Below are 25,352 nucleotides of genomic sequence, written 5' to 3' on the forward strand. Positions count from 1 at the left end.
TCGCGCGGTTTTCTTTGTCGCTCCGGCTGTGCCCTCTGGGCAGCCCGGTTATGCGGCCCGGGCCTCGGCCGCCTTCACCAGGTCCCGCAGCGCCCCGTGCAGGCCCGCCGCCAGGGTCTCCGGGTCGTCCACCGAGCCCGCCACCGACAGGATCGAGAACGCCAGGTGCTCGCCCTCGTCGATGAGGACGAACACCACGCCCAGGCGGTTGCTGGGCGGCCCGGTGACGTAGAACTCGTCCACCACGGCCGGGCCGAGGCACCAGGCCTGCGTGGGGCCCCGCAGGTTGGAGACGGTTACGTTGCAGCCCACCTTCTCGGGCCGCCGGGCGAGCTTGATCTGCTGCTGGCGCACGGCCGTGATGGACATCCACGCCGGGAAGTACTCCAGCCACTCCTGCAGCAGGCTCCGGCCGAAGAGGGCCAACTGGGTCTTGGCTTCGGCGGTCACCGACGCCACACACTCCAGGCGCTGCCACGGGTCGGCGATCTCGGTGCCCGTGGTCGTCGCCAGGATCGCCCACTGGTTGCCCGAGGTGCGCGGTCCGGCGCCCGGGAGGTCGATGCCCACGGGGACGCCGGCGACCAGCGGGCGCGAGGGGAGGTCGCCTTTCGCCTCCAGGTACGACCGGAGCGCGCCGCCGCACAGGGCGATGGCCACGTCGTTCACCGTCACCCCGGCGGTTTCCTTCACCAGGCGGATGTCGGGGAGCGGGAGCGTGGTCCGGGCCAGGTGCCGGCCGGGGCCCGAGCCGGCGTTCACCGAGCTCACCGGGGAGTCGGCCACCGGCGCCGGCACCGGGACCATCGATGCCCGCTTCCGGGCGTTCACCGCCCGGGCCCCCCGCACCGACCGGGCCAGCAGGCCGGGCAGGCGGATGAGCCCCATCAGGTTGTGGGCGAACGCCCCGGCGACCAGCCGCACGGCTCCAGGCTCCCGGTCGGCCGGCTCGAGTGCCCCTCCGGGCGCCGGCTCTCCCGAGCACACCAGGCCGAACGCCGCCAGCAGGGCGGCGCCGTCCATCAGGCAGTGGTGCATCTGGACCGCCAGCGCCTGGCGGCCGTCCTCCAGGCCCTCGATCAGGGTCACCTGCCAGAGCGGCTTGCTCCGGTCGAGGCAGGTCTCGGCCAGGCTGGCCACGCACGCGTCGAGCTCCTCGGGGTCGCCGGGCGGCAGCAGGGTGATGGTGACCAGGTGCCGGTCGATGTCGAACTCCGGGTCGACGTACACCACCGGGTGGTGGAGGCCGAGCGGTACGTTCTTCAGCCGCCAACGCAGGCAGGGCACCGCCGGCAGGGCGGCGAGCAGGTGGCGGCGGATGTCGTCGAGCGTGACCGGCGGGGAATCGGCGGCTTCCGGCTGCAGGAGCAGCAGGCTCACCGAGTGCATCGGTTGGCTCGGCAGCTCCAGGTACAGGAATCCGGCGTCGGCGCCGCTCAGGCGGTGCATGGGGCGGTCTAGACCTCCTGGAGGGGCAGCCCAGCGGTGGTGAGGAAGCGGGGGGCGGCGGCCCGGTGCTCGGCGAACCAGTGCGTCACGGCTGCCCGGACGGTGGGCACGAGCGGGGTGGGCACGACAGCCAGGGCGGTGCGTGAGGAGGTGGTCCGGGCCCCGTAGGCGCCCGCCCCGACGGCGATCGGCACGATGTCGTCGGCTGCTACCGGCTCCCGATCCGCCCGCGACGCCCGGTGGGCAGCCGAGAGGAGCGCGCCCAGCCGGGGACCCACCGATACGCCGGGCGGGCCGCTCAACAGGGCGAAACCCTCCGGGGCCAGGGAGCTCTCGTCGGTGCCCGGTTCCCAGGTTGCGGGCGGCGGGGTACCGGGTCCCGACCGCAGCGAGATGACGACCAGGCGCAGCCGGGAAGCACGGGGATCGAACGGAACCTCCTGCAGGCCTTCCGCCGGCGAAACCGACCCCAGACCGGACCCTAGCCCGGACCCCAGCCCGGACCCCACCAGCGCCACCGTGCCCGGGGTGCCGAGCAGGCTGGCGGGGCACAGGGCCACGTCCGGGCCCACCCCGCCGCCGTCGGGGTCGACGGAGGCAAGAGAGGCGAGGGCGGCGAGGACGTCGGCGGGCGGGAGTGCCGCCCCCGACACCCCGACCAGGGCCTGGGCCACCGCGCACGCCAGCGCCGGGCGCACCGCGGGGCCCACGCCGTCGGGCAGGTTGCCGTAGGTCAGCAGGTCCGCCCCGGCGCAGCACCCGGCCCGGCGCAATGCCCGGGATACCTGCAGCACCAGGCGGGCGGTCCCGGGCAACTCGCGCTGCTCCAGGTCGGGCTCGTCGAGGGAGAAGTGCACGGGCTCCTCGGGGGACTCCAGCAGGAACATCCGGATGGCCCCGTCCTCCCGCACCCGGCCGGCGACCATGGCCCGCCACCGGGTGGGCAGCGCCAGGCTCGGCCCCCGCACCCCGCCGCCCAGGATGGTCAGCGGGGCGGGCGCATTCCAGATGGCTGCTGGGTCGGCCCCGAAGGCCCGGTTGAAGAACAGGCCCACCAGCCGCTCGTGCAGGTCGAGCTGGTCGTCGTGGGCGGCACCCAGGGCGCCCCCGGTCTCGGGCGCGGTCGCGATGGTCACGCCGGCACCCCGGCCCGCTCCAACGGCTTGCGGGCAATCACCCGGTAGGCGTTCGAGTGCCGGGTGTGGCGGATGCCCAGGAGGCAGTCGGCGGTGACCGCGACGGCCATCAGGGGCACGGCCACCGCCAGAGCCACCGCCCGCACGAGCTGGCGGCCAGCCCCCGGCGCCCGGCGCGCCCAGGGGGTGTCGGGGTCCCGGGTCAGTGGGTGCAGGAGGAGGTAGGCCGCCGAGGTGACGTCAAACTTGACCCGGCCCACGTCGCGCTGCTCGCCCACCACCTCCAGCCCCCCTTCGGTGAGCGCCCGCTTGAGGTTCTCGACCGGGATCAGGTGCTGATGCTGGGGCTGCAGCCATGGCAGCCAGTAGCGCTTGAACAGGCCACCGGCGGGCCATTCCGGGTCCGGCACCTCGATCAGCAGGTGGCCCCCGGGGCGCAGCACGGCGCTGGCGGCCTCCAGCTCGGCGAACGGCTCCCGGGTGTGCTCCAGGTAGTGCGACATGCTCACGACGTCGTACCGGCCGGCCAGCTCGCCGGCAAGATCCGGGAACATCCCACGGAACCCATGGTCCACCCAGCCCCGGCGGGCGGCCTCGTCGATGCCGTCGGTCATGTCCAGCCCGTCGAAGGCCACGTGCGGCCAGGCGTCCCGGGCGACGGTGCAGAAGTGCCCGTGCCCGGTCCCGACGTCGAGCCAGTTGCTGGGGGCGGGGATGTAGGCCCGCAGGGTCTCGGCCCGTTCCCGGTAGGTCCGGGTCTGGGCGCCGAAGGCTCCCTCGAGCTGGTTGGCGCCCGCGCCGTCGTAGAAGTCCCGGTAGTAGAAGTCGAGCCCGTCGATGGTGAGCCGGGGGTTCTGGAAGACATGCCCGCACGCCCGGCACTTGTCGAGGACGAAGCGCCCTGGTTTGCCCTGGTGCAGGTCCGGGGTCGAGACCTCCTGGGCGAGGTCGGCCGAGCCGCACCACGGGCAGTCCGCCCGCCGGGGCTCGAAGTAGTGGTCCACCCCGGATGCGATGTCGGCGGCGTAGGCGGGCCGGGCCTGCTCGATGCGGGCCCGCTTCTGTGCCCGCTCGGCCTCGGCCACCGTCCCGAGCGGGCCGAAGGCGGCCCGCAGCCACTGGGCGGGGTCCCACACCAGGCGGCCGAGCGCCGCGGTGTGGAGGTCCCGGGGGCGCAGGCCGCTGCCGGCGAAGATCAGGTAGGGCTGGACGCTGAACAGGACGAGGGCGGCGATCCCCCACCCGGGGTTCGCCACCACGCCGACCGCCAGCGCGATGTAGGCGAGGAGGGGGGCGGCCAGGGCCGCGGGCACCGGGATCGCCGAGGCGTGCAGCCGGGCCCGCCGCCCGCCCGGGTCGCCCGCGCGCAGGCCCGGGACGGTCACCAGAGCGGTAGACGCCGGGGCGCACTTCTTGAGTTCGACGACGTCGGCCAGGAGCGCCTCGGGGGCTGCTGCGTCGGCCCGTTTGACCGCCGCCCGGCGCAGCACCTCCGGGCTGACCAGCACCGCCTGGCCGGCGCTCCGGCCCGGGGCCAGGCGCTCCGTGCTGTAGGTCGCCGGGTCCACGTTGCGCAGCAGGCTGAGCGCGGCGTCCGCCGGCAGATCGCGGGGGATGAGGTCGACCACATCGAGGTGCTCCCGGGCGGCGTAGGCGGCGACCACCCGCCGGAGGCCGGGGTCCACAGCCACTCCCTGGGCGACCAGGAACTCGGGCTGTTCCCCGGCGTCGCCTTCCGGTGCCGCCTGCAGGGGGGGCAGCCCCCGGGCGCGCCCGCGGAGCCGCAGGCCGTTCAGGAGGATCCCGAGCACCATCAGGGGGGCAATCCACGCCCAGGGGTCGGCGATCGGGAAGCCGAGGGCGCTCATGCCAGCTTCTCCAGCCGGTCGGCGGCCGCCCGGGCGCCGCCGGCCAGGGCGAAGGATGCCGCCAGCCGGGCGGCGGCCTCCCGGAAGGAGCTGTCATCGAGCACGGCATCGACCGCGGTCCCCAGCTGCTCGGCTCGGGCCCGGCGGAAGCTCACCCGGAGCCCGGCGCCGTTGGCCACCACGCGGTCGGCGATCAAGGGCTGGTCGTCGCGGATCGGGGCCACCACCACGGGCCGCCCGGCGGCGAGTGCCTCGGCCACGGTGTTGTAGCCGCCGTGGCACACGACGGCGTCGATCTCGGTGAGGAGCGCCAGCTGGGGGATCCGCCCGCACACCAGCACGTTGGCCGGCAGGCCCTCGGGCCGCGCCGACGGCGGAGCCGACAAGACGAACTGCACACCCGGCCGGGCGGCGGCGACGTGCGCCACGACCCCGAAGAAGCGCGCACCTGCATCCCCGTTCTGGGTGCCCAGGGTGACCAGCACCCGGGGGCGGCCATCGAGCCACTCCCAGGCGAAGCCCGCATCGGATGGGCGCGGGCCGATCGCCGGGCCGACAAAGGCCGGGGTGCAGGCCACCTCCACCGGCCCGGCCAGCTCCTGGGTGGCGTAGACCAGGACCAGGGCATCGGAGAAGCGCAGGTCGCTGCGCCGCGCGTCGGCGCCCGTCAGGCCGTGGCGCTCGGCGAACGCAATCACCAGGTCGCGCACCCAGTCTTCGACTTTGGGCATGCCGGCGTATGGGCGGGTCAGCTCGGAGAAGGTCGTTGCCGACGTGGCCCACGCCATCCCCCGCCGGCGGGCCACCACGGCGCCGGCGAGGGCCTGCTGGTCGGCCACCAGGACATCGGGCTGGAAGGACGACACCGCGGCCTCCACGCCGCCCACCATGGCGTCGCCCACCGGGAGCAGGACCTCCTCCCACAGCGCCTTGAGGGCGGCCCAGCCCTGCAGGCCTCGCCAGCGGGCATGCATCTGGTCCAGGTGCGCCGCCGGCATGCTCTCCCCGGCCGCGAACAGGTCGCACCCGGCGGGCAGGAGCGCGCCCACCACCCCGGGATGGCCGACCCACGCGACGGCGTGCCCGCGCCCGGCCAGCTCCTGGCCCACGGCAATCGTCGGGTTGACGTGGCCCGCCAACGGGGGGACGGCGAAGAGGAAGCGACTCATCCCGCCCTCATCCTGCGCGCTCGATCTCGTCGGCCCGGGGCTCCCGGGGCCGCTCCAGCCAGGGAACCAGGAGGTCCAGAACCTGGCGGCAGGCGTCGCGCAGCACCGCGTGGCCCAGACCGCCGAACACGTTGATCTCGCAGGCGGGGGCGTGCATGGCCAGTGCCCGGACCGAGGAGGCCAAGTCGGTGTGCTCGCCGTACACGACCAGGGTCGGGCAGACGAGGTGGCTGAGCTCCTCCTCGGTGAAGGGCGGGGCCGCGGCGACGTCCTCGATGAGGGTGGTGGCGTTCAGGAAGTCGTTGGTCGCCTGGAACGTGCGCATGCGCCGGCGGGCAGCGCCCGGGAGGTCCCCGGGGACCGAGACCTGCTCGAAGCTGAGGGCGGTGGCGGTGAGGGTATCGGCGACGTCGTCCACCCAGCTCCCGCCGTCCTCCGACCCGGCGATGTGGGGTTCGATCAGCACGAGGCTGGCCACCCGCTCGGGGTGCTGGAGCCCGGTGCGCAGCGCGATCGAGGCGCCGAAGCTGTGCCCCACCACGTGCACCGGGCGGTCGACCCCCAGCGTGTCCAGGAGGCCGACCAGGTCGGCGACCGAGTCGTCCATCGTGTAGCCGTCGGGTGTGCGCTCCGAACGGCCGTGGCCCCGCAGGTCGTACAGGAGAACCTCGCAGCCGGCCGCGGCCACCGGGTTGGCCAAGCTGTAGTACAGGCTGGACATGTTGTCGACGAACAATCCGTGGATGAACACGACGAAGGGCGGTTGGGGCCCGCGGTGGACGGGGCCGCACACCGCCCCCCCCGGCCCCACCGGGCCCAGCCCGGGTGCCGGCGTGCCGCCCAACCGCTGCACGTGCAGCCGGACGCCGTTGGCGACCACCTCAGCCAACGGACGTGCCTTGCGTGACCGGGCGGGCGAGGGAGGCCGTGATGTGGTCGGCGAGCTGGCCGACGGTGAGGGCCAGGATCTCGTCGATGGTCAGCCCGGCGAGGAAGGTGGTGAAGTCCACCCGACCGGAGTACCGGTTGGTGAGCTGCTCGGCCAGGGCAACGAACTCGATGCTCTCCAGGCCGAGGTCCCCACCGAAGCTCGTAGCGGGGGTGACCTCGACGTCGATCAGGAACTCGTCGCCGATGACCTCGACGAGGGCGTCGACGACTGCGCCGACGGCGGTGTCGGAATCCAGCGGGGACGGGGTGCTCATGGGTGCCTCCTGACGGTGCGTGCCTCGAAACGATCGGTACTGGGGGTGAGGGGCTGACCGGCGGCGACGGTCCACGCCACCAGGTGGGTCGGGCTGTCGGCCGAGGCGGGGGCCACGAGCGACGTGTGGACCCGGTAGGGTGGCGTCCCGGCGACGGTGACGAACAGGTCGCTCCCGTCCGCGCCCGTGACGACGAAGTCCTTGGGGCGGCCCTGGAGGCCCGTCCCGCGTGCCTTGGACACGGCCTCCTTGGCGGTCCAGGCCCGGGTCATCCAGATGAGCCGCTCGGACGCGACCCCCGCCGAGAGGTGCTCGATCAGCAGCAACTCCGACGCCGTCAGGGCGGCCGGCTCGACGGTGGCGGCCTGGGTCTCGGTGAACACCGCCTCGAGGTCGATCCCGGGGAGGGTCAGGCCAGCCGGGCGCACGATCGCGGCGGCGGAGTGCGCCGTGTGGGCCAGGGAGACCGCCAGCTCCGAGCCGGGGTCGCCGGTCAGGCAGCGCAGCAGGGGGCGACCGTCCGGGTCGTTACTCACCACGATCTGGCCGGGGAACAACTCGCCGTGGCCGTGCTCCCACAGCCAGATCCGGGCGGCGTCCTTGGCGGCGATGCGGCCGAGGAGCCAGGGCCCCCGGGCGCGGGGGCCGAGGGCCTCGAAGGCGGCCCGCTCGGCGGCGGTCAGGTACCGGCGCATCACGTAGTCCCGGGAACCGCCGTCCGGCCACCGCTCGTGGACCAGGCACCACGACCCGGGCTGCGCCTGCCCGATGGTGTTGGCCGCGGGCCGCGTGTGCACCGCCGGCCAGGTCCGGTGGTCGGTGGCAAAGCGCCGGCAGGTCCAGCCCTCGACGCGGCCCCAGACCGTCCCATCGGCGTGCAGCACGTCGAAGTCCACCCGCAGGGTGCTGGCACTGAACGAGCGGACCCGGACCGAGCAGTGCAGCCGCTGGCCGGGCTGCGGGGGCTGCCCGAAGTACCGGACGGCGTCGATCCCGGTCGGGAAGGCCAGCCGGTCGGTGGTCGCCCACGCCTGCGCCCAGTGCCCGGCGAGCTGCCCGGCGGCGTCCAGCAGGGCCCCGGGCGCCGGGAGGGTGACGAGCGTCCCCTCGATGCCGTCGTCGCCAAAGCGGGTGATGGCCGAGACGCCCTGGTAGCCGGGGCCGTGGAACATCCAGCCGTCGGCGTAGAGGGTGGCCGCCGTGGCCGCCGGCGGGCGTTCGCCCTGGATCTGGCCGTCCCGGGGGGTGGGCGGTGGCGGATAGGCGGGGGCGAGCTCCACGGTGCCCTCGGCGTAGCCCACCAGCGTGACCCGCACCCGGCCCCCCGCCCCGCCGGACTCAACCCCGGACTCAACTCCGGACTCAACCCCGGAGTCGAGGACGGCAACCTCCACCGGCACGCTGACCGGAGGCGCCACCGCCAGCCACTTGAGGGCTCGCACCGAGGACAGGCCGGTCACCTGGAAGCCGGGCAGGTGGGCAGCCGCCTCCTGGGCCATCACCTCGAGGAGGGTGGTGACCGGCACCACCGGGAACCGGTCGGTGTCGTCCGGCCATGCCGGCGGCTGGGGGAAGAGGCAGTGGTCGCGCAGCTCGGGCATGGACTGCAAGGAGAACCGCCGCTCCCGGCGGGCGACCGCCACCGGTGCACCGCCTGCTGTGGGTTCGGGTACGGGGAGCGGCACCGGGGCGGCGGTGGCCCGGTGCCACGCCTCGACCACGTCCCGGGCGGCCGCCGCCGCTTCCGCCATGGCGCTCTCGAAGGCGGACAGCACCGGGTGTGCCGCCACCGGGGGGGCACCGTGCCCTGCCGCGGGTTGGGCTGCCGGTTGGATGCCCGGTTGGGTGGCCACCGGGTCCAGGCGCAGCACCCGCTCGGGAACCAGGCCCCCGACCCCGGGCGCCTGCTCCACCCACAGGGCTGCGGCCACCCGGGCCAGCTGCTCGAGGCCCGCCCGGCCCGGCGCCTGGGCGGCGACGGCCAGGTGCTCCCGGCGCCCCAGCGTGTCCTCGACGAAGCCCACCAGGCTCCCGGCGCCCACCTGCACGAAGGCCCGCACGCCGTCGGCGTACAGCCGCTCGACCAGCTCCCGGAAACGGACCGGCTCCAGCAGGTGGCGGACGACGAGGTCCCGGAGCGCGTCCGGGTCTGCCGGGTAGGGGGCCACTGCGGTGGCCGACCACACCGGGACCGAGGGCGGGCGGGGGCGGAGGGCGGCGAAGGCGGCCCGCCCCGCCTCCAGGCACTCGGCCAGCAGCGGGGTGTGGAAGCCCGACCGGAAGGGCATCGGCTGCCCCAGGATCCCCACCCGGCGCAGGGCCTCCAGCGCGCCCGACATCGCCATCGGGTCGCCGCACAGCACCGACTGGTGGGGGCAGTTGTCGTGCGAGACGAACACACCCTCCAGGCCGGTGATGGCCGCCGCCGCGCGCTCCGCGCTGCAGCCCAGAGCGGCGTAGCAGACGTCCGGGAACGCCGCATCGCCCCGCCGGACCGGGGCGAAGAAGGCGTCGATGGCCTCGAAGTCGCACATCCCGGAGACGAGCATGGCCGTCCACTCGCCCAGGCTGTGGCCCGCAAGCGCGTCCGCGTGGATGCCCAGCTCGCCCAGCACGCCCGCCAGCAACTGGTTGACGGCCACGATGTCGACCGCCTGGCCGATGATGCCCGGGCTCCCGGGGAGGTCGGCCTGGCTGGCGGGGAGCGGGAGGCCGAAATGGGCGGCGACGTCATCGACCGGGGGGATCGGGTCAGGCTCGAATCCCGGGAAGAGGAAGGCCACACGTCCTGTTCCCGCGGACAGCATCGGCTGGGGCGTGAACCACACGTCATTGCGGCCCCGCCACGGGCTGCCCCGCCCGATCACCTTGCGGGCCAGCGCGAGGCGCTCCGGAGTGGGGCCGACCACCGCGAGCCGGCAGGGCCCGGCCGCATCACCTGGGCGCCCGGCGAGCGCGTCGTCCAGCCTGCTGGCCATCTCCGGGGCCGACGGGGCCGAGACCAGGAGGACCTCCGGGAGGCGGTCAGGCACCGGCGCCACGACCTTCCGGCTGCGCCGGCGGGCGGGTGAAGGCGAACGGATCCTCCGCGTCACCCAGGTAGAGCACCTGGCAGTGCTGCGGGTCTCCCCAGGCCAGCTCGCTGAGCAGCGCGGTCGCCCCGTCCTCGGCGGAGATCGTGGCGATCCCCCGGCGGGCATACTCCCGCTCCAGCTCCGGGGTCACCATGCCGCCGGCGAGGGCTGCCCAGGGGCCCCAGTCCAGGGCCACCACCCGGTGCGCCACCCGGTCCTCGGCGGCCCCCGACCACATGCGGGCCAGGGTGTCCAGGGCGTCGTTGGCGGCGGCGTAGTCCGCCTGCCCGGGATTGCCGAAGACCCCCGAGACGCTGCCGAAGAGCGCGAAGAAGCCGATGGGCGGCTGGCCGGCCAGCGCGGCCAGGAGGGCCCGGGCGCCGTCGACCTTCGTGGCGAAAACCCGGGCGAAGCTCTCCGGGGTCTTGTCTGCCAGCAGGCGGTCCTCCAGCACCCCGGCGCCATGGATAATCCCATCCAGCCTGCCCCAGCGCGCCCGAATGTCGTCTACGACGCGTCGCACGGCACGGGGATCGGTGACATCGGCCGCGTGATACCGGACCGAGGTGGCGGACGAACCCACGCGCTCCAGCGTGGCCCGTAGGTCCCGCGCCGCCAGGATGCCCCGCAGCGCCGCCTCGATCTCGGCGGGCGCCGTCAGGCCGGCCCGCGCCAGCGCGCCGCGCAGGGCGGTGGCGCCGGCGGCACCCGCCGTGTGGGGCGGTTCCGGGGCGTCAGGGACCGGGGTGCGGCCCAGGAGCTCGATGCGGCAGTGGGTGGCGCCGGCGAGGGCGGCGGCGCACGCCGCGGTGATGCCCCGGCCGCCGCCGGTGATCAGCACCACGGAGTCCGCGGTCAGCCCCAGGGCCTCAGCGGCCGCCTGCAAGGTGGTGGGGGAGGCCTCACCACTCGGCCGGGCGAAGTCCGCCGCGACCACCCTCAGGTCCGATCGGGTCCCGTTCATGTAGCCCACGACCGGTCCGGTGTGGGCGCGGGGCGAGCCCAGCCCGGCCAGCAGGTGCTGGGCGATGCGCTCCGGCGGGTCCGCCGGGTCGATGTCGACCGCCCGCACGTCGGCGTCCGGGTACTCCCGGGCGATGGTGCGGGCCAGCCCGCGCACCCCGAGACCCGGGGTGGGGTCGGTGGCCCCGGTGCCATCCCACGCCGCCCCGAAGCGACCGGCCGTGCCCGTGGCGAGCACGAGGATGCGCGCCCCGCCGACCACGGCGGCCCGGATGGGGCCGAAGGCCTGGGGGAGGACCGGAGGCGCACCCGGGCGCAGGGCCTCCAGCGAGACGAGCCCGTCGACGCCGGCGCAGGCGGCCTCGCTGGCCTCCTCGACCAGCACCGCGTGCGCGCCCCGCGCAACCAGGGCCGCACGGGTGGCCTCGCCGGCGGCGGTGCCCCCGTCGACCACCACGAAGCGCAGCCCGGTGACGTCGACGCTCGCCGGCCCGGTGGCAGGTTCGTCCCGGGTGGCGTTGACCTCGATCAGGTAGCGCCGGGGGCGGCCCTGCGGACCGGCGGCCGCCTCCGTGCCCGATGCGGGGCTTGGAGTGGTCCCGGGTGCGGCCTGTGCCGGCGCGTGGGCCAGGATCCAGCTGGTCATGGCGGCGATGGTCTTCAAGCGGGACAGGCCCTCGATCAGCGCTTCGATGCTCAGCGCCCCGCCTGGGGGCAGCTGCCCGCCCAGTTCCATCACGATCTCGGTGCGCTTGATGGAGTCGATCGACAGGTCGGCCTCCAGGTCGAGCTGGGCGCCGAGCATCTCGGCCGGGTACCCGGTGCGCCGGGCGACGATGGCCAGGATGGCGCCGGTGATGGCCTCCTCGGACCAGGCGGCGCCCGGCTCGCGTGGGGCGGGTTCCGGTTCCGGCCCGCGGGCGGGCTGGCGGGCGGGCGGGGCGGGCTCAGGCGCTGCGGCGAGCGGCGCAGCCGTGAGCTCGGCCGCGCTGGCGCCGGCTGCTGGTGCGGGGGTGCCGCCGAGGTAGGCCAGCATCACGTCCCGCTGCGCTGCCACCACTTCCCGGGTGAAACGCAGGTACTCGAGAACCGCGGCGTCGCGGTCGCCCGCCCCTCCCGTGCCGCCCGTCCCGCGGGCGGCATGAGCCCGCGGCGGCAGGGAGAGGGTGGGAGGCGCGAACGGTGCTGCGGCGGGGGGCGCCGTCGGCGGCGCGACGTCCACGGGCGCCCGCATCCCGCCGGGGACGGGCTCGCCCGCTGCCGTGCGCACCATGTGCCCGTCCACCGTCCACTGCGGGCGCTTGGGCACCGCGTCCACGCTGGCAGGCTGGATGTCCCGCCCGGCGTAGAGCGGCCGCGTGTCCACCGGGACGCCGGCGGCGGCCAGCTCGGCCAGAGCCAGCAGCAGCCGGCGGAGACCCGGCTCGCCCGGGATGTCGATGGCCACCGCCGTGTGGGGGCGGCCGGCGAGGATGCTGCCCACCAGGCCGGTCAGAACCCGTCCGGGCCCGCACTCCACGAACACCCGGGCGCCGGCGGCGTACATCGCCTCGATCTCATCGACGAAGCGCACCGGCTCGGCCACCTGCCGGGCGAGGAGGGCCCGGATGGCGTCCGGGTCGGCGCTGTGGGGCTGGGCGGTGGTGTTGGACCACACCGGGATCCGGGGCTCGGCCATCGGCAGCTGGGCCAGCTTGGCGGCGAAGGCGGGGGCTGCCCCGGCGACCACGGGGCTGTGGAAGGCGCACGCCACCGGGATCGGCCGCCCGGCGATGCCCGCACTCTCGAGTGCGGCGAGCGCGGCGGTGACCGCCGGCGTCGGGCCCGAGATGACCACCTGTTCGGGGGCGTTGTCGTTGGCGATCACCACCCCGGCGCTGGTCGGGGCGTGGGCGGAAACGTCGGCGAGGACGGCCTCCACCGTGGCCCGGTTCGCCTTGATGGCCGCCATCGTGCCGGGGTCGTCGCCCGCGGCCTCCAGGATGGCCGCCGCCCGGGCGGCCCCCAGGGGCAGGAGATCCTCTGGCCGGATGGCCCCGGCGGCGGCGAGGCCCACCAGCTCGCCGTAGCTGTGGCCGGCCGCCATGGCCGGCTCCACCCCGAGGCCGGTGAGCAGCTCCCAGACCGCCGAGCCCCCGATCCCCATGACCGGCTGTGCCACGGCGGTGTCGGTGACCGCCGCCCGCTGCGCCGCCTTGCCCGCCGGGGTGAATGCCGCCGGGGGGAAGAGCAGCTCGGCGTAGGGTGCGGCATCGCCGCGGAGGAGGTGGCCCAGGCGGGGGAAGGCGACGAAGAGGTCGGCCAGCATCCCCGGGCGCTGGCTGCCCTGGCCCGGGAACAGGAAGGCGACGCTGCCCCCTGCGGGGGCGCCGGGAGCGGCCCCGGCGCCGGGAGCGGCGCCGGCGAACAGGCCGGCGCCCCGGTCCGTGGCCAGGTCGCCCTGGCTCAGCCGCTGGGCGGCGGAGGCGAGCTTGCCGGCCAGGTCGTCCAGGCTCTCCGCCACAAGGGCCAGGCGGACCGGTGCCCCCGGTTCGGCGGCCGTCGTGGCGGCCAGGTCACGCAGGCTCCACGGCCGGCCGGCGCCATCGTTGGCCGCGGCGAGGGCGGCGAGCCGGCCCAGTTCCCCGGCGGTCTCGGCGGGCGTGCCACCCCGGAAGCAGAACAGCTCGGCGGGCCACTCGTGCAAGCCGTGCGCCGGGACGTCGGCGCCCCCGTAGCCCTGGAGCACGGCGTGGAAGTTGGTGCCGCCGAAGCCGAAGGCGCTGACGCCGGCGAGGCGCGCGGCGGGTTCCGCCACCCACGGCCGGGCTTCCTGGTCGAAGGCGAAGGGGCTGGTGGTGGCGTCCCATCCCGGGTTCGGCTCGGCGATCCGCCCGGTGGGCGGCCGCACGCCGGTGTGGAGCGCCTGGGCCACCTTCACGATCCCCGAGAGGCCGGCGGCGCACTTGGTGTGGCCGATCTGCGACTTGACCGACCCCAGGCTGCACGCCCCGGGCCGGGCGCCGGCGGCATCGAAGACGGCGGTGAGCGAGGCCAGCTCGGTGCGGTCGCCCACCACCGTGCCCGTGCCGTGGGCCTCGACCAGGCCGACCGCGGCGGGCGAGACCCCGGCGGCGGCGTATGCCCGCTCCAGCGCCCGCTTCTGGCCGTCCGCCCGGGGGGCCGTGAGGCCGAGGGATTTCCCGTCGCTGGAGCCGGCCACCCCCTGCACCAGGGCGTAGATCCGGTCGCCGTCGCGCTCGGCGTCCTCCCGCCGCTTCAGGACCACGCACACGATGCCCTCGCCCAGGGCGATGCCGTCAGCCGAGGCGTCGAAGGTGCGGCACCGTCCCGTGGGGGACAGGGCGTGGGCCGAGGCGAACATCAGGTAGTCGTAGATCCCGTTGTGCAGGTCGGCCCCGCCGCACAGCACCAGGTCGCTGCTGCCGTTCACCAGCTCCTTGCACGCCACGTCGAGGGCGGCGAGCGACGAGGCGCAGGCGGCGTCGACGGTGAAGTTCACCCCGCCCAGGTCCAGGCGGTTGGCGATGCGGCCGGCGATGACATTGCTGAGCACGCCCGCGAAGGAGTCCTCGGTCAGGCGGGGAAGGTGGGCGTCGAGCTCGGGCGGAAGGGACCCGAAATAGGAGGGGTACAGCGCCCGGAAGCCGTAGGCCCCCTGCAGCCCAGAGCCCCCGTCGGCGGCGAACACGCACGACGCCCGCTCACGGTCGAAGGGGCGGCGGTCGTAGCCGGCGTCGGCCAGGGCCCGGGCCGCCACCTCAAGAGCGAGCAACTGGACCGGCTCGATCGCCGCCAGGGAGGAGGGCGGGATGCCGAAGGCGAGGGCATCGAAGGGCACGGCCGGGATGAATCCCCCCCATTTGGAAGGTGTTGCCGATCCCGCGCTGTCCCTGTACGCCTCAGGGTTGTAGTATCGAGCCGGGTCCCACCGTCCGGGCGGGAGTTCCGTGACCGCGTCACGCCCGGCCACGATGTTGGCCCAGTAGCGGGCAAGCCCGCCTGCTTGTGGCAGGACGCAGGCCATCCCGCAGATCGCGATGTCGAGCGGCTCGGCCCGCGGGCCAGCCGTGCGCCTGTCCACTCCCACGGCCACCCCGGCACTAGAGAAAGGTTGAGCAGGCAAGCCCAACGTTGGTTGGGGAGCTGCCGGGTAGATCGTAGCGCGGGCCGCTTCGCGAAGAAATTCCGTACCTGCGGTGGTGATCTCGGCGTGCAGGGCGCCGAGGGTGGTGGTGCGGGCACGCAGGGTGGCGACTTGCCCGAGCATGAACATTCCCTCGTCCCGCTGGGTCTCCCCAGGCACGGACACCAGCTGGCCGCCTTCGCGGCGCACGCCCTTACTGGCGATCCGGAGCCGGCCGAGGTTGAGCTCCTCCAGCTCGGCCCACAGGTCCTGGGCGGAAGCGCCGCGGGCGGCGATGGCGTCCCGGGTCTGGGCGAAGGTGTCCACGTAGCGGGTGTGCCCGCACCGGGTGATGTGGCCGGGCGAGGTCTCGAGCAGCACCGTCCCGGTGCAGGACAGGGCGGCCTGCTGGAAACCGGGGAGGATGGCCCCGGCGGCGACCGCCTCCTCGGTGAACAGGTAGGCGGTGCCCAGGAGGACCCCGATCCGGGCACCAGCGGTCACCAGGGGAGCCGCGAGGGCGGCGACCATCGCCGCCGAGCGGGCGTCGTGGATGCCGCCCGCGAAGAGGATCTCCAGGGCGGGCGCCCCGGTGGGACCCGTGCGGTGGGCGGCGGCGAACTCGAGCAGCCGCCCGATCTGGGCCTCCCACAGCGGGAAGCTGGCGCGGGGGCCGATGTGCCCGCCGCACTCCGATCCTTCGAACACGAACCGGCGGGCGCCCGCCGCCAGGAAGGCGTCGAGCAGGCCCGGCGAAGGCGCGTGCAGGAAGGTGGCGATCCCGGCAGCCTCCAGCTCGGCGGCCTGCCCGGGACGCCCGCCGGCGATGAGTGCGAAGGGCGGGCGTGCCGCCCGGACCACCGCGAGCTGCTCGGCGCGCAGCTCGGCGGGGACGAAGCCGAGGATGCCCACGCCCCAGGGGCGATCGCCCAGTTCGCCTGCAGTGTGGGCGAGGAGTTCGGCGGCCTCCGGCCCCCGCATGAGCGCCAGGGCGAGGAAGGGCAGGCCCCCAGCCCCGGCCACTGCGGCGGCGAAGGCGGCCCGGTCGCTCACCCGGGTCATCGGCCCCTGGACCACGGGCAGGGACAGCCCGGGGTGGGCGGCTGCCAGGCCCTTGCCCGGCCCGAGGGGCTCGGCGTGGGCGGCTGCGGCGATGTCGTCGGCGATGGCGCTCCGGACGGCCTGCAGGACGCCGCCCACCGTCCGGTAGCGGTCGGCCAGCGGGCGGGCGAAGGCGGCGTCCTGGCCGGTTGGCAGCCAGCCGTCCCGGACGTCGACGCCCACCGCAGCGGCCATGATCGCCGGGCTGTCCGGCACCGGTCGCCCGGCGACCAGATCGGGCCGGGCCAATACCCGGTGCCCGGCGAGGACCGCAGTCTCGCTGCCGTCGATCGCCCGGAGCGCGGCGATGACCGCTCCCGGGAGGCGGCTGGCGGCCTCGGCGGTCAGGGCAAGCTGGCTGTCCAGCACCACGCCCCGGGCCCCGCCCGCCACGGCGCCGGCCGCGGTATGCAGCCCGACGCCGCCCGCCAGCCAGATAGGGCAGGCCAGGGTGGGTTCGGCCATGAGCTGCTGGAGGAGGATGAAGCTGGACACGTCGCCCACCCAGCCGCCCGCCTCGGACCCCTTGGCGATCAGCCCGGCCACGCCGGGGTGGGCCTGGGCGGCGAGGGCCTCGTCCCGGGAGACCACCTCGACCAGCAGGCGCCGGCCGGTGGCGCCCCAGTCCTCCAGGCGCCCGGCCTGGTCCGGTCCCGCCCCAAGGACCACGGTGGTGACCGCCTCTGGTAATTCGGCCGGTTGGACCGGGCAGCCGGTGGGTACCCGCACCCCGAATTGCCCATCGCTCAATCGTTGGACGCCGGCCAGCGCCGCGATTGCGTCGGGACGGTCACGGCCCAGATCGAGTACTCCGAGGGCTCCCGCCCGGAGGGCGGCGATAACGATCCCCGAATTGGGGGTTTCAAACGGGGTGATGGCGACAACGCGGTCGGAGATTTGGCACGAGGTCGAATGGGGCATCAATGCCTCACCATCATGCGCCGTGCGCGCGGCACTGGTGGTCTCGTGTGGGGCGGCCTGCCTGGGTCGCGGCATTCCCTCAACTCCCGTCGCTAACGCGAGACAAAATCGTTTATCGGTCGATTCAGCAGTTCCCTGAAGCCCGGGTTTTGCCGGTGCTGTACTGCGGTAGTGCACTGCGGTGCTGCGTCCATCCGGGGGTGGTACGACCGGGAGGTGAGTCCCGGGTAACGGCCGCCGGACAGCGGTTTGGCGTCCTCCGGCCGATCAGGCCGACTCTCAGCGGGGTTCGTCCAATGTGGCCGTTGCCCGGATCCACTATCGACCTGATTGGCGGATTCAACTGTGAGCATAAGGCCTCTCGCAAGAGGCAAATGAGCGAATTCACTCGGCGTTGGCGCAGGGTTCCAATTCTGTTCACGTTCGCGGGGGGCGCCGGAGGCCGTGCCAAGGTTTCGGCTGGGTTTCCCGGGAGGGGCTTCTCCCCCGAGCGGGGGGCGGTTCCTGTCCCCCCTCGGGGTACGGAAGCGTCGCTCTACGCTCTTAGGCTCCGGAATAGCCACACACTGGGCAGGGGGTGGCAGACGTCCCGGAACGCCCAACCATTAAGGAAGGCTAATACATTAGAGTCCGTTAATTGATTAGTGTTCATTCAGAATTGGCAAATACTTAAGCAACTCTGAGGGATGGAACAAGACAGTGTCGCCCCTCCGCCGTTCGGCTCGAGGGTTCCAACCCGCCACCACGTAGGCCACGCCCGCCTCAGCGGCGCACGCCCGGTCGTGGCCGGTGTCCCCGATGTAGATGGCGCCGCCCGGGTCGAGGCCCAGAGCGCGGAGCACCGGGGCCAGGCGTTTTGGCCCGGAGAAGTCCTCGCTGAAGAAGGCGGCGGAGGGGGACCAGCCCAGCCGGTCCAGTTCGGCCCGGGCGGAGCCGGCGTGCTTGTTCGAGCACACCGCCCAGCGGTGCAAGGCCCCCAGCAGTTCGTCGATCCCGGGGTAGGGGGCGGCGAGCGCCGGATCGTAGGCGGCGGCGTAGTCATCCAGGCTGATGCCCAGCCGCTGGCACTCCTCGCCGATGACATGGCCGAAGGTCACCGTCTCGGGCGGCACGCCCAACGCGGCGAAGGCAGCGACGAGTGCGCGGTCCGAATCGAGCAGGGTGCCGTCGAGGTCGAAGATCGGAACGAGCACGGATGGTGGTGTTTCAGTCACTTTGCGTGAGAGAGATAGGCCGCTGCCAGTGGGATGGTAGGGGTTTCGGGTCGCGCTGCGTTTCGTACTAATGACGGGGCCGGAGGTCCGAGAGGAGGGCAGCGAGGGGGCTCTCTTCAGGTGGCTCCGGCCCCCAACCCTCTCGCCTCGTCCTCCCGCGCATTGTCTCGCACGGGCGCCCGCTGCGCCAGCCGCCGCCCGGATCAGGACCGGAGGGGGCGACCTCAGCTTCGGACCGATCCCGCATTCTTCACTAGAGTGGTTGCCGGTGAGCACTCTGACGGGGGCGCCGGGGCGTTGAAGGTCCGGCTGTCCCTCCTGGCTGCGGTGGTGGTGCTGGCAGGCGGTGGGCTCATCGTCCCGGGGCCTGCGGGTGCGGCGACTCCTCCGGCCAAGGCGTCGGCCAAGGCGTCGGCCCCGGCTGGCGGGACCCTGTACCCCTCGGGCAACGTGGTGCTGGCCGGGCACGGCTGGGGGCACGGCCGGGGCATGGGCCAGTACGGCGCGCTGGGCTACGCCCTCAACCAGGGCTGGGCGGCCCCCCAGATCCTCTCCCACTTCTACGGCGGCACCCAGCAGGCCAACGATGGCAACCCCCAGATGTCGGTGCGCCTCACCGCCCTGGATGGGGCGCCGACCGCCGTCCTCCAGGAGAAGGCTGAGCTGACCACCAACGTCAATGGGGCCACGGGCTCGTTCTCCGCCCTTCGGGCAGTGCTGACCGGCCCCAACCAGTTCGAGGTCGACCAGGGACCGGGATGCACCGGGCCGTGGTCGCCGCTGGTCACCCAGACCGCCGGGCCGGTCATCTTGAGTTCGTCCGTGCCGACGCCCACCACCAGCACCGACCACACCAACCTCCTGCAGGTGTGCCAGCCGCAGGGCGGGACCCGTTGGTACCGGGGCCAGGTCGAGGCGGTGGACGGGGCGGGCCAGGGCAACACCGCCGACCAGCGCACCGTGAACCTGGTCACCACCGAGGACTACCTGCTGGGGGTGGTCACGTCGGAGTCGCCGGCGTCCTGGGGATCGCTGGGCGGCGGGCAGGGGATGCAGGAGCTGGAGGCGCAGGCGGTGGCCGCCCGCTCGTACGCCACCGCCCAGAACCGGTACGCCTACGCGAAGACCTGCGACACGACCGCGTGCCAGGTCTACGGCGGGCGGGCGGTGCAGGACGCCAACGGGTACCGGGATGTCGAGACCGCCAACGGGGTGGCCGCGGTCATGGCCACTGCCGGGCAGATCGTCACCCTGAACGGGAGGGCGGCCTCGGCGGAGTTCTCCTCCTCCTCGGGCGGCTACAGTGCCGGGGGCACGTTCCCGGCGGTCGTGGACGACGGCGACGCCGTGTCGCTCAACCCCAACCACAACTGGCGGGTCACGATGTCGGTCAACGCGGTGCAGGGGGCCTACCCGTCGGTCGGCGGCCTCACCGCCATCACGGTGACCCAGCGCAACGGGCTGGGTGACTTTGGTGGCCGGGTGACGCAGGTCCAGATCCAGGGCACGGCCGGCACCGCCACCGACACGGGCGACGGGTTCGCCGCCAAGCTCGGCCTGCGCTCCAACTGGTTCACGGTGGTCTACCCGGCCGGCTACTGGGTGGTGGGCGCTGACGGGGGGATCTTCTCCTTCGGCAACGCCGGCTTCTTCGGATCGACCGGCAGCATCAAGTTGACCCAGCCGGTGGTGGGGATGGCGGGAACGCCGGATAAGGGGGGCTACTGGCTTGTCGCCTCGGATGGTGGCATCTTTTCTTTTGGTGATGCACAGTTCCTAGGCTCGACTGGTGGTATGCGGCTGAACAAACCCGTCGTGGGCATGGCACCGCACGCCGTCCCCCCGCCCACGCCGACTGTGTCCCCGGCACCGTCGCCGACGCCCTCCCCCCCGGTGACCGCCTCGGCCACGCCCACCCGATCCCCCTCGCCCACCCCATCCCCGTCGCCCGCAACCTCACCCTCCCCGCCTCCCGCTGCGACCGGGCCGGCGTTCGCCACCGCCGGCGGGTACTGGCTGGTGGCCTCCGATGGCGGGATCTTCAGCTTCGGCGATGCCCCTTTCTACGGCTCCACGGGCTCAATCCGGCTCAACAAGCCCATCGTGGGCATGGCGGCCACGCCGGACGGGGGCGGGTACTGGCTGGTGGCCTCCGACGGCGGGATCTTCAGCTTCGGCGACGCCCGGTTCTACGGCTCGACCGGGTCGCTCCGCCTGAACCAACCCATCGTCGGCATGGCCGCCACCCCGGACGGGGGCGGGTACTGGCTGGTGGCCTCCGACGGCGGGATCTTCAGCTTCGGCGACGCCCAGTTCGCCGGGTCCACGGGCGGGATCAAGCTCAACCGGCCGGTGACCGGCATGGCGGCCACCCCCAGTGGCTCGGGCTACTGGCTGGTGGCCACCGATGGGGGCATCTTCAGCTTCGGCGACGCCGCCTTCTACGGCTCCGTCCCCGGTGCCGCCCCGACGTCGGCCACCACCAAGGTGGGGATGGCGTCCACCCAGGTGGGTTAGTGGAGGCCAGCTTCTGAACTTCAGCCGGCGCGACGTTCTCCGCCTGGGGGCCGTCGGCGCAGGGACGCTGGCAGCCGCGGGCGCCGTGGGGGCCGCGGTCCGACTCGGGCGCTGGGCGCCCCACCACGGGCCGGGCCGCCTGCCGGACGCCGGGTCCCCGCAGCTCCTGAGCGCGCCCGGCGTGTCCGTCATCCCCCGGGCGGGCTGGGGTGCCGACGAGTCGCTCCGGGCGCAGTCGCCCATCTTCGCTCCGGTCCGGCAACTGTTCGTCCACCACACGGTGACGGACAACGGCGCCCCGCCGATCCCCACCATCCAGCAGATCTACCACCAGCATCTGGGCGAGGGCTTCATCGATGTCGGCTACCACTTCCTCATCGATGACGGCGGCAATGTCTACGAGGGCCGCTGGTCGCGGGATTACCCGGCCGGTGCGACGCCCACCGGGCAGAACGCCGCCGGGATGGGCGTCGTGGGGGCGCACGTGGCGAACCACGATGTCGGCACCATGGGCATCGCCCTCCTGGGCACGTTCGTGACCGCGCTGCCCACCGGGTCGGCGCTCAACGCCCTGCTGGACGTGCTGGCCTGGCTGGCCGACCTCTTCGGCCTGGATCCGATGGGGACGTACGGCGGCGAGCCGGTGATCGCCGGGCACCGGGACGCCAACCAGACCGCCTGCCCGGGCGACCAGCTCTACGCCCAGCTGCCCGGGCTCCGCCAGGCGGTGGTCAACCGCATCGAGGCGAACGCCAGGAACGGGCAGCCGCTGCCGCCCTCGTGCTGCCTGCTGGTGCCGGGCGGCGTGTCGGCGGTCACCGCACCCACGGTGAGCGGGCAGGTGGGCCGCTCGGCGGTGGGGGTGGACGTCACCTTCGCCGGCGCCAGCGAGGTGACGGTGAGCGCGGTGCCCTCGGCCGGGGCGTGGTCGATCGGGCCCTCCAGCTACACGCTGGGGCTCGGCGGTCTGTCGCCGGGGACCTACACAGTGACCGCGGTTGCCCGGGATGCCACGGGCAAGGCCTCCCCACCGACCGCCGTCGCCTCGGGCTACCGGGTGGTGACCGGGCAGCTCCCGTCCGGGTACTGGGTGCTGGGCGACGACGGCGGGATCTTCGCCTACGGGGCTGCGCAGTTCTTCGGCTCCACCGGCGGCATGCACCTCAACGCCCCGGTGGTGGGCATGGCGGCCACCCCGGCGGGCGACGGCTACTGGCTGGTGGCCAGCGACGGCGGCATCTTCGCGTACGGGGCGGCAGGCTTCCACGGCTCGACCGGATCGCTCAAGCTCAACAAGCCGATCGTGGGCATCTCGACGTCACCCAGCGGGCAGGGGTACCGCCTGGTGGCGTCCGACGGCGGCATCTTCTCCTTCGGCGACGCCCAGTTCTACGGCTCCACCGGGTCGATCAAGCTCAACAAGCCCATCGTGGGCATGGCGGCGACGCCCCGCGGGGGCGGCTACTGGCTGGTGGCATCCGACGGCGGCATCTTCGCTTTCGGCGACGCCGGCTTCTACGGTTCGGCCGGCGGCCAGGCCCTGGCGAAGCCGGTGGTGGCCATCGAGCCGACGCCCTCGGGCAGGGGGTACTGGATCGTGGCGTCCGACGGGGCGGTCTTCGCCTACGGCGACGCCCCGTTCCACGGGTCCGCCCCCGGCGCCGGGATCCGGGACCTGGACATCGTGGACATGGTGGCCACCCCTACCGCCGCCGGGTACTACCTGATCGATCTGTCCGGCAACGTCCTGCCCTTCGGGGATGCCCCGGTGTACGGCAGCCCGCTGCTCGGGGCCTACGACATGACGGCGATGGGGATGATCGTCCGGGCCTGAGGCCTGAGGCCCGCCCCCGGGCCGGAGGCCGGCGGCCCCGGGAAGCTGTCCCGGGGGCATAGTTGGCGGAGTAGTACATCCCCTGGCTGTACCACGCCGCCAACATTGCCCGGCCCGATGCGCGCGAACGAGCCCGGCCCCCGGGGAGGTGGGGGACCGGGCTCGGTGCTACCGCGTTACTTACGCCGCCTGCTCGGCTGGGGCCTCCGCCGGCCCCTCGAGGGGAGCGGCGGCCGGTTCCAGCGCCACCGCCAGGACCTCGCCCACCTCGCTGGCGAGGTGGAAGGTCATCTGCTCCCTGACCGTGGCGGGCAGGTCGTCCAGGTCTGCCTCGTTGCGGGCGGGGAGGATGACCTCCTTCAGGCCCGCCCGGTGGGCGGCCAGCACCTTCTGCTTCACGCCGCCGATGGGCAGCACCCGGCCCTGCAGGGTGACCTCGCCGGTCATTCCGACCACCGACCGCACCGGGCGCCCGGTGAGCAGGCTGACCAGGGCGGTGGTCATCGTGACGCCCGCCGAGGGGCCGTCCTTGGGCACCGCCCCGGCGGGGACATGGACGTGGAAGGTCCGGTTGGCGAACGCCGCCGGCTCGACGCCGAGTGCCGGTGCGTGGCTGCGCACGTAGGAGAGGGCGATCTGGACCGACTCCTTCATCACGTCGCCCAGCTGTCCCGTGAGGGTGAGCCCGCCGCCGGCTGGTCCGTTGGCCTCCATGCTGGTCGCCTCGACGAACAGCACGTCGCCCCCGGCGCCGGTGACCGCGAGCCCGGTGGCCACGCCCGGCACCGCCGTGCGCTCGGCCGCCTCGAAGTGCACCTTGGCCTTGCCCAGGAACTCCCGCACCAGGGCCTCGTCCACCGTCACGGGCGGGGTCAGCGTGCCAGCGGCGACGCGGGTCGCCGCCTTGCGCAGCACCTTGCCCAGCTCCCGCTCCAGCGTCCGCACCCCGGCTTCCCGGGTGTGCTCGCCGATGATCTTGCGCAGTGCCCCGTCGGTCACGTCGAGCTCGCCCGGCTGCAGGCCGTTGCGCTCGATCTGGCGCCCGAGCAGGTGGTTGCGGGCGATCGCCAGCTTCTCCTCCTCGGTATAGCCATCGATGGGCACGAGCTCCATCCGGTCCAGCAGCGGGCCGGGGATGGTGTCCATCACGTTGGCGGTCGGGATGAAGACCACGTTGGACAGGTCGAGGTCCACCTCCAGGTAGTGGTCCCGGAACGAGTGGTTCTGCGCCGGGTCCAGCACCTCGAGCAGCGCCGAGGACGGGTCACCCCGCCAGTCGGAGCCCACCTTGTCGATCTCGTCCAGCATGATCACCGGGTTGTTGGTGCCGGCCTCCTTCAGCGCCCGGGCAATCCGGCCCGGGAGGGCACCGACGTAGGTCCGCCGGTGGCCCCGGATCTCGGCCTCGTCGTGGATGCCGCCCAGCGACACCCGGGCGAACTTGCGGCCCATGGCACGGGCCACCGACTCGCCCAGCGACGTCTTGCCGACCCCCGGGGGGCCGACCAGGGTGATGATCGCCCCGGAGCCGCGGCCGCCAGCGGGCGTGATGCCCCGCTCGTCGCGCAGCTTCTTCACAGCCAGGAACTCGATGATGCGGTCCTTGACGTCGTCCAGGCCGGTGTGGTCCTCGTCCAGGATCCGGCGGGCCTCGGTGACGTCGAAGGTGTCGTCGGACGACACCGACCATGGCAGCTCGACCATCCAGTCCAGGTAGGTGCGGATCCACCCGTACTCCGGGTTCTGCGGCCCCATGCGCTCCAGCCGATCGATCTCCTTCTCGGCCTCCTTGCGCACCGCCTCGGGCATGCCGGCCTCGGCGACCTTGGTCCGGTACTGGCTGGCCACGTCGTCGTCGCCCTCGCCCAGCTCCTTGCGGATGGCGTCCAACTGCATGCGCAGGAGGTGCTCGCGCTGTGCCTTGTCCAGGCCCTCGGTGACCGACGACCGGATCTTGTCCTTGAGCGTGCTGTCGGCCAGGACGTCGCGGCCCCAGGCGATCAGCTTCTCAAGCCGCTGCTCGAGGTCGACGGTCTCCAGGATCTCAACCTTCTGCTCGTGGCTGTAGTGGGGCGAGTAGCCGGAGGTGTCCGCGATCTGCTCGGGATCCGACATGCCCCGCACGAACCGGGCGGCATCGTTGTTTCCCGCTTGGTCCAGCAGGTTCTCGACGACCGCCTTGTACTCCTTGGTCAGCTCCCGGGCCCGCAGGCTGGGGGACTGGTCCTCCACTTCTTCGACCTGCACGTACAGCGCGCTGCCCTCGCCGGGCACGCCGGCGCCGATGATGCCCCGGGAGATGCCCCGGATGACCACGACCTCGCTGCCATTGGGCAGCCGGCCCGTGTCCTCGATCTTGGCGATGGTGCCCACCCGCGCGTAGCGACCATTGGTCCTCGGGACCACCAGCACCATGCTGGCTGCCTCCCCCTGCGCCGAGCGGGCGGCGTCGAATGCCTGCTGCGCCTCGCCGCTGTCCACCGCAAGGGTGACGGCCATGTGCGGAAGGATCACCGCTCGGTCCAGCGGGAGGATGGGCAGGGCTTTGGTGTCAACATCCATGTGTGATGCCTCCCCTCTCCTCGTGTTGCGTACGCAGAGGTAAACGCTGCCCGGCCCCGGGCATTCCCATTGGGCCCCGGATCGATAGGTGGCAACCTACTGAGGGGGGCCGGGGGACCCGGTCGGGGGGCCGGAACCAACCCGGCCCGTCAACGTTCAGGTGTGGGGGCCGCGTGCCGATACCCCACCTGGGGGAAGCACTGGCTGCGTCGG

At 73.7% G+C, this 25,352-nt stretch carries 12 protein-coding genes; 2 read left to right on the forward strand and 10 right to left on the reverse strand.

Annotated elements, in window-relative coordinates; all coding sequences use genetic code 11:
* Positions 1–48: 48 nt before the first annotated feature.
* From VFW71_03615 to VFW71_03655, 9 genes are all read right to left on the reverse strand, one after another.
* Complete coding sequence (locus tag VFW71_03615; GenBank protein HEU5001853.1) at positions 49–1,449, reverse strand: wax ester/triacylglycerol synthase family O-acyltransferase; 1,401 nt, start codon at positions 1,447–1,449, stop codon at positions 49–51.
* A gap of 8 nt (positions 1,450–1,457) precedes the next feature.
* Positions 1,458–2,585, reverse strand: coding sequence for a hypothetical protein (locus tag VFW71_03620; protein HEU5001854.1), 1,128 nt, complete (start codon positions 2,583–2,585; stop codon positions 1,458–1,460).
* Positions 2,582–4,453: a class I SAM-dependent methyltransferase gene (locus VFW71_03625; GenBank protein HEU5001855.1), complete on the reverse strand. Its 1,872-nt coding sequence runs from the start codon at positions 4,451–4,453 to the stop codon at positions 2,582–2,584. The genes VFW71_03620 and VFW71_03625 overlap by 4 nt, the downstream gene beginning before the upstream one ends.
* Positions 4,450–5,622 (reverse strand): glycosyltransferase, encoded by a 1,173-nt coding sequence (locus tag VFW71_03630; GenBank protein HEU5001856.1) that lies wholly within the window; start codon positions 5,620–5,622, stop codon positions 4,450–4,452. The genes VFW71_03625 and VFW71_03630 overlap by 4 nt, the downstream gene beginning before the upstream one ends.
* 7 nt (positions 5,623–5,629) lie before the next feature.
* Positions 5,630–6,502, reverse strand: a complete 873-nt coding sequence (locus VFW71_03635; GenBank protein HEU5001857.1) for an alpha/beta hydrolase — start codon at positions 6,500–6,502, stop codon at positions 5,630–5,632.
* Position 6,503: 1 nt separating this feature from the next.
* Positions 6,504–6,827, reverse strand: a complete 324-nt coding sequence (locus VFW71_03640) for a phosphopantetheine-binding protein (protein HEU5001858.1) — start codon at positions 6,825–6,827, stop codon at positions 6,504–6,506.
* Positions 6,824–9,859 (reverse strand): 4'-phosphopantetheinyl transferase superfamily protein, encoded by a 3,036-nt coding sequence (locus VFW71_03645; GenBank protein HEU5001859.1) that lies wholly within the window; start codon positions 9,857–9,859, stop codon positions 6,824–6,826. The genes VFW71_03640 and VFW71_03645 overlap by 4 nt, the downstream gene beginning before the upstream one ends.
* Positions 9,852–17,012, reverse strand: a complete 7,161-nt coding sequence (locus VFW71_03650) for an SDR family NAD(P)-dependent oxidoreductase (protein ID HEU5001860.1) — start codon at positions 17,010–17,012, stop codon at positions 9,852–9,854. The genes VFW71_03645 and VFW71_03650 overlap by 8 nt, the downstream gene beginning before the upstream one ends.
* Positions 17,013–17,653: 641 nt before the next feature.
* Positions 17,654–18,205: an HAD-IA family hydrolase gene (locus tag VFW71_03655; GenBank protein HEU5001861.1), complete on the reverse strand. Its 552-nt coding sequence runs from the start codon at positions 18,203–18,205 to the stop codon at positions 17,654–17,656.
* Between the two features lie 279 nt (positions 18,206–18,484).
* Here VFW71_03655 and VFW71_03660 point away from each other — a divergent pair, with 279 nt between their 5' ends.
* Both VFW71_03660 and VFW71_03665 read left to right on the forward strand, forming a co-directional pair.
* A complete protein-coding gene (locus tag VFW71_03660; GenBank protein HEU5001862.1) occupies positions 18,485–20,743 on the forward strand; it encodes a SpoIID/LytB domain-containing protein in 2,259 nt (752 codons plus the stop codon).
* Positions 20,744–20,828: 85 nt separating this feature from the next.
* On the forward strand, positions 20,829–22,577 hold the full coding sequence (locus VFW71_03665; protein HEU5001863.1) for a peptidoglycan recognition family protein: 1,749 nt from the start codon (positions 20,829–20,831) through the stop codon (positions 22,575–22,577).
* 180 nt (positions 22,578–22,757) lie between these two features.
* Here the strand turns inward: VFW71_03665 and lon are convergent, their stop codons facing one another.
* Positions 22,758–25,139, reverse strand: coding sequence for an endopeptidase La (gene lon / locus VFW71_03670; GenBank protein HEU5001864.1), 2,382 nt, complete (start codon positions 25,137–25,139; stop codon positions 22,758–22,760).
* Between the last annotated feature and the right edge of the window lie 213 nt (positions 25,140–25,352).

The organism is Actinomycetota bacterium (assembly GCA_035765775.1).
Lineage (GTDB): Bacteria > Actinomycetota > CADDZG01 > JAHWKV01 > JAOPZY01 > DASTWV01.

Excerpts from the sequence above, each read along its gene's own strand:
- VFW71_03630 (HEU5001856.1), bottom strand. The coding sequence starts at position 5,622 with ATGAGTCGCTTCCTCTTCGCCGTCCCCCCGTTGGCGGGCCACGTCAAC.
- VFW71_03615 (HEU5001853.1), bottom strand. The coding sequence starts at position 1,449 with ATGCACCGCCTGAGCGGCGCCGACGCCGGATTCCTGTACCTGGAGCTG.
- VFW71_03650 (HEU5001860.1), bottom strand. The coding sequence starts at position 17,012 with ATGCCCCATTCGACCTCGTGCCAAATCTCCGACCGCGTTGTCGCCATC.
- lon (HEU5001864.1), bottom strand. The coding sequence starts at position 25,139 with ATGGATGTTGACACCAAAGCCCTGCCCATCCTCCCGCTGGACCGAGCG.
- VFW71_03640 (HEU5001858.1), bottom strand. The coding sequence starts at position 6,827 with ATGAGCACCCCGTCCCCGCTGGATTCCGACACCGCCGTCGGCGCAGTC.
- VFW71_03625 (HEU5001855.1), bottom strand. The coding sequence starts at position 4,453 with ATGAGCGCCCTCGGCTTCCCGATCGCCGACCCCTGGGCGTGGATTGCC.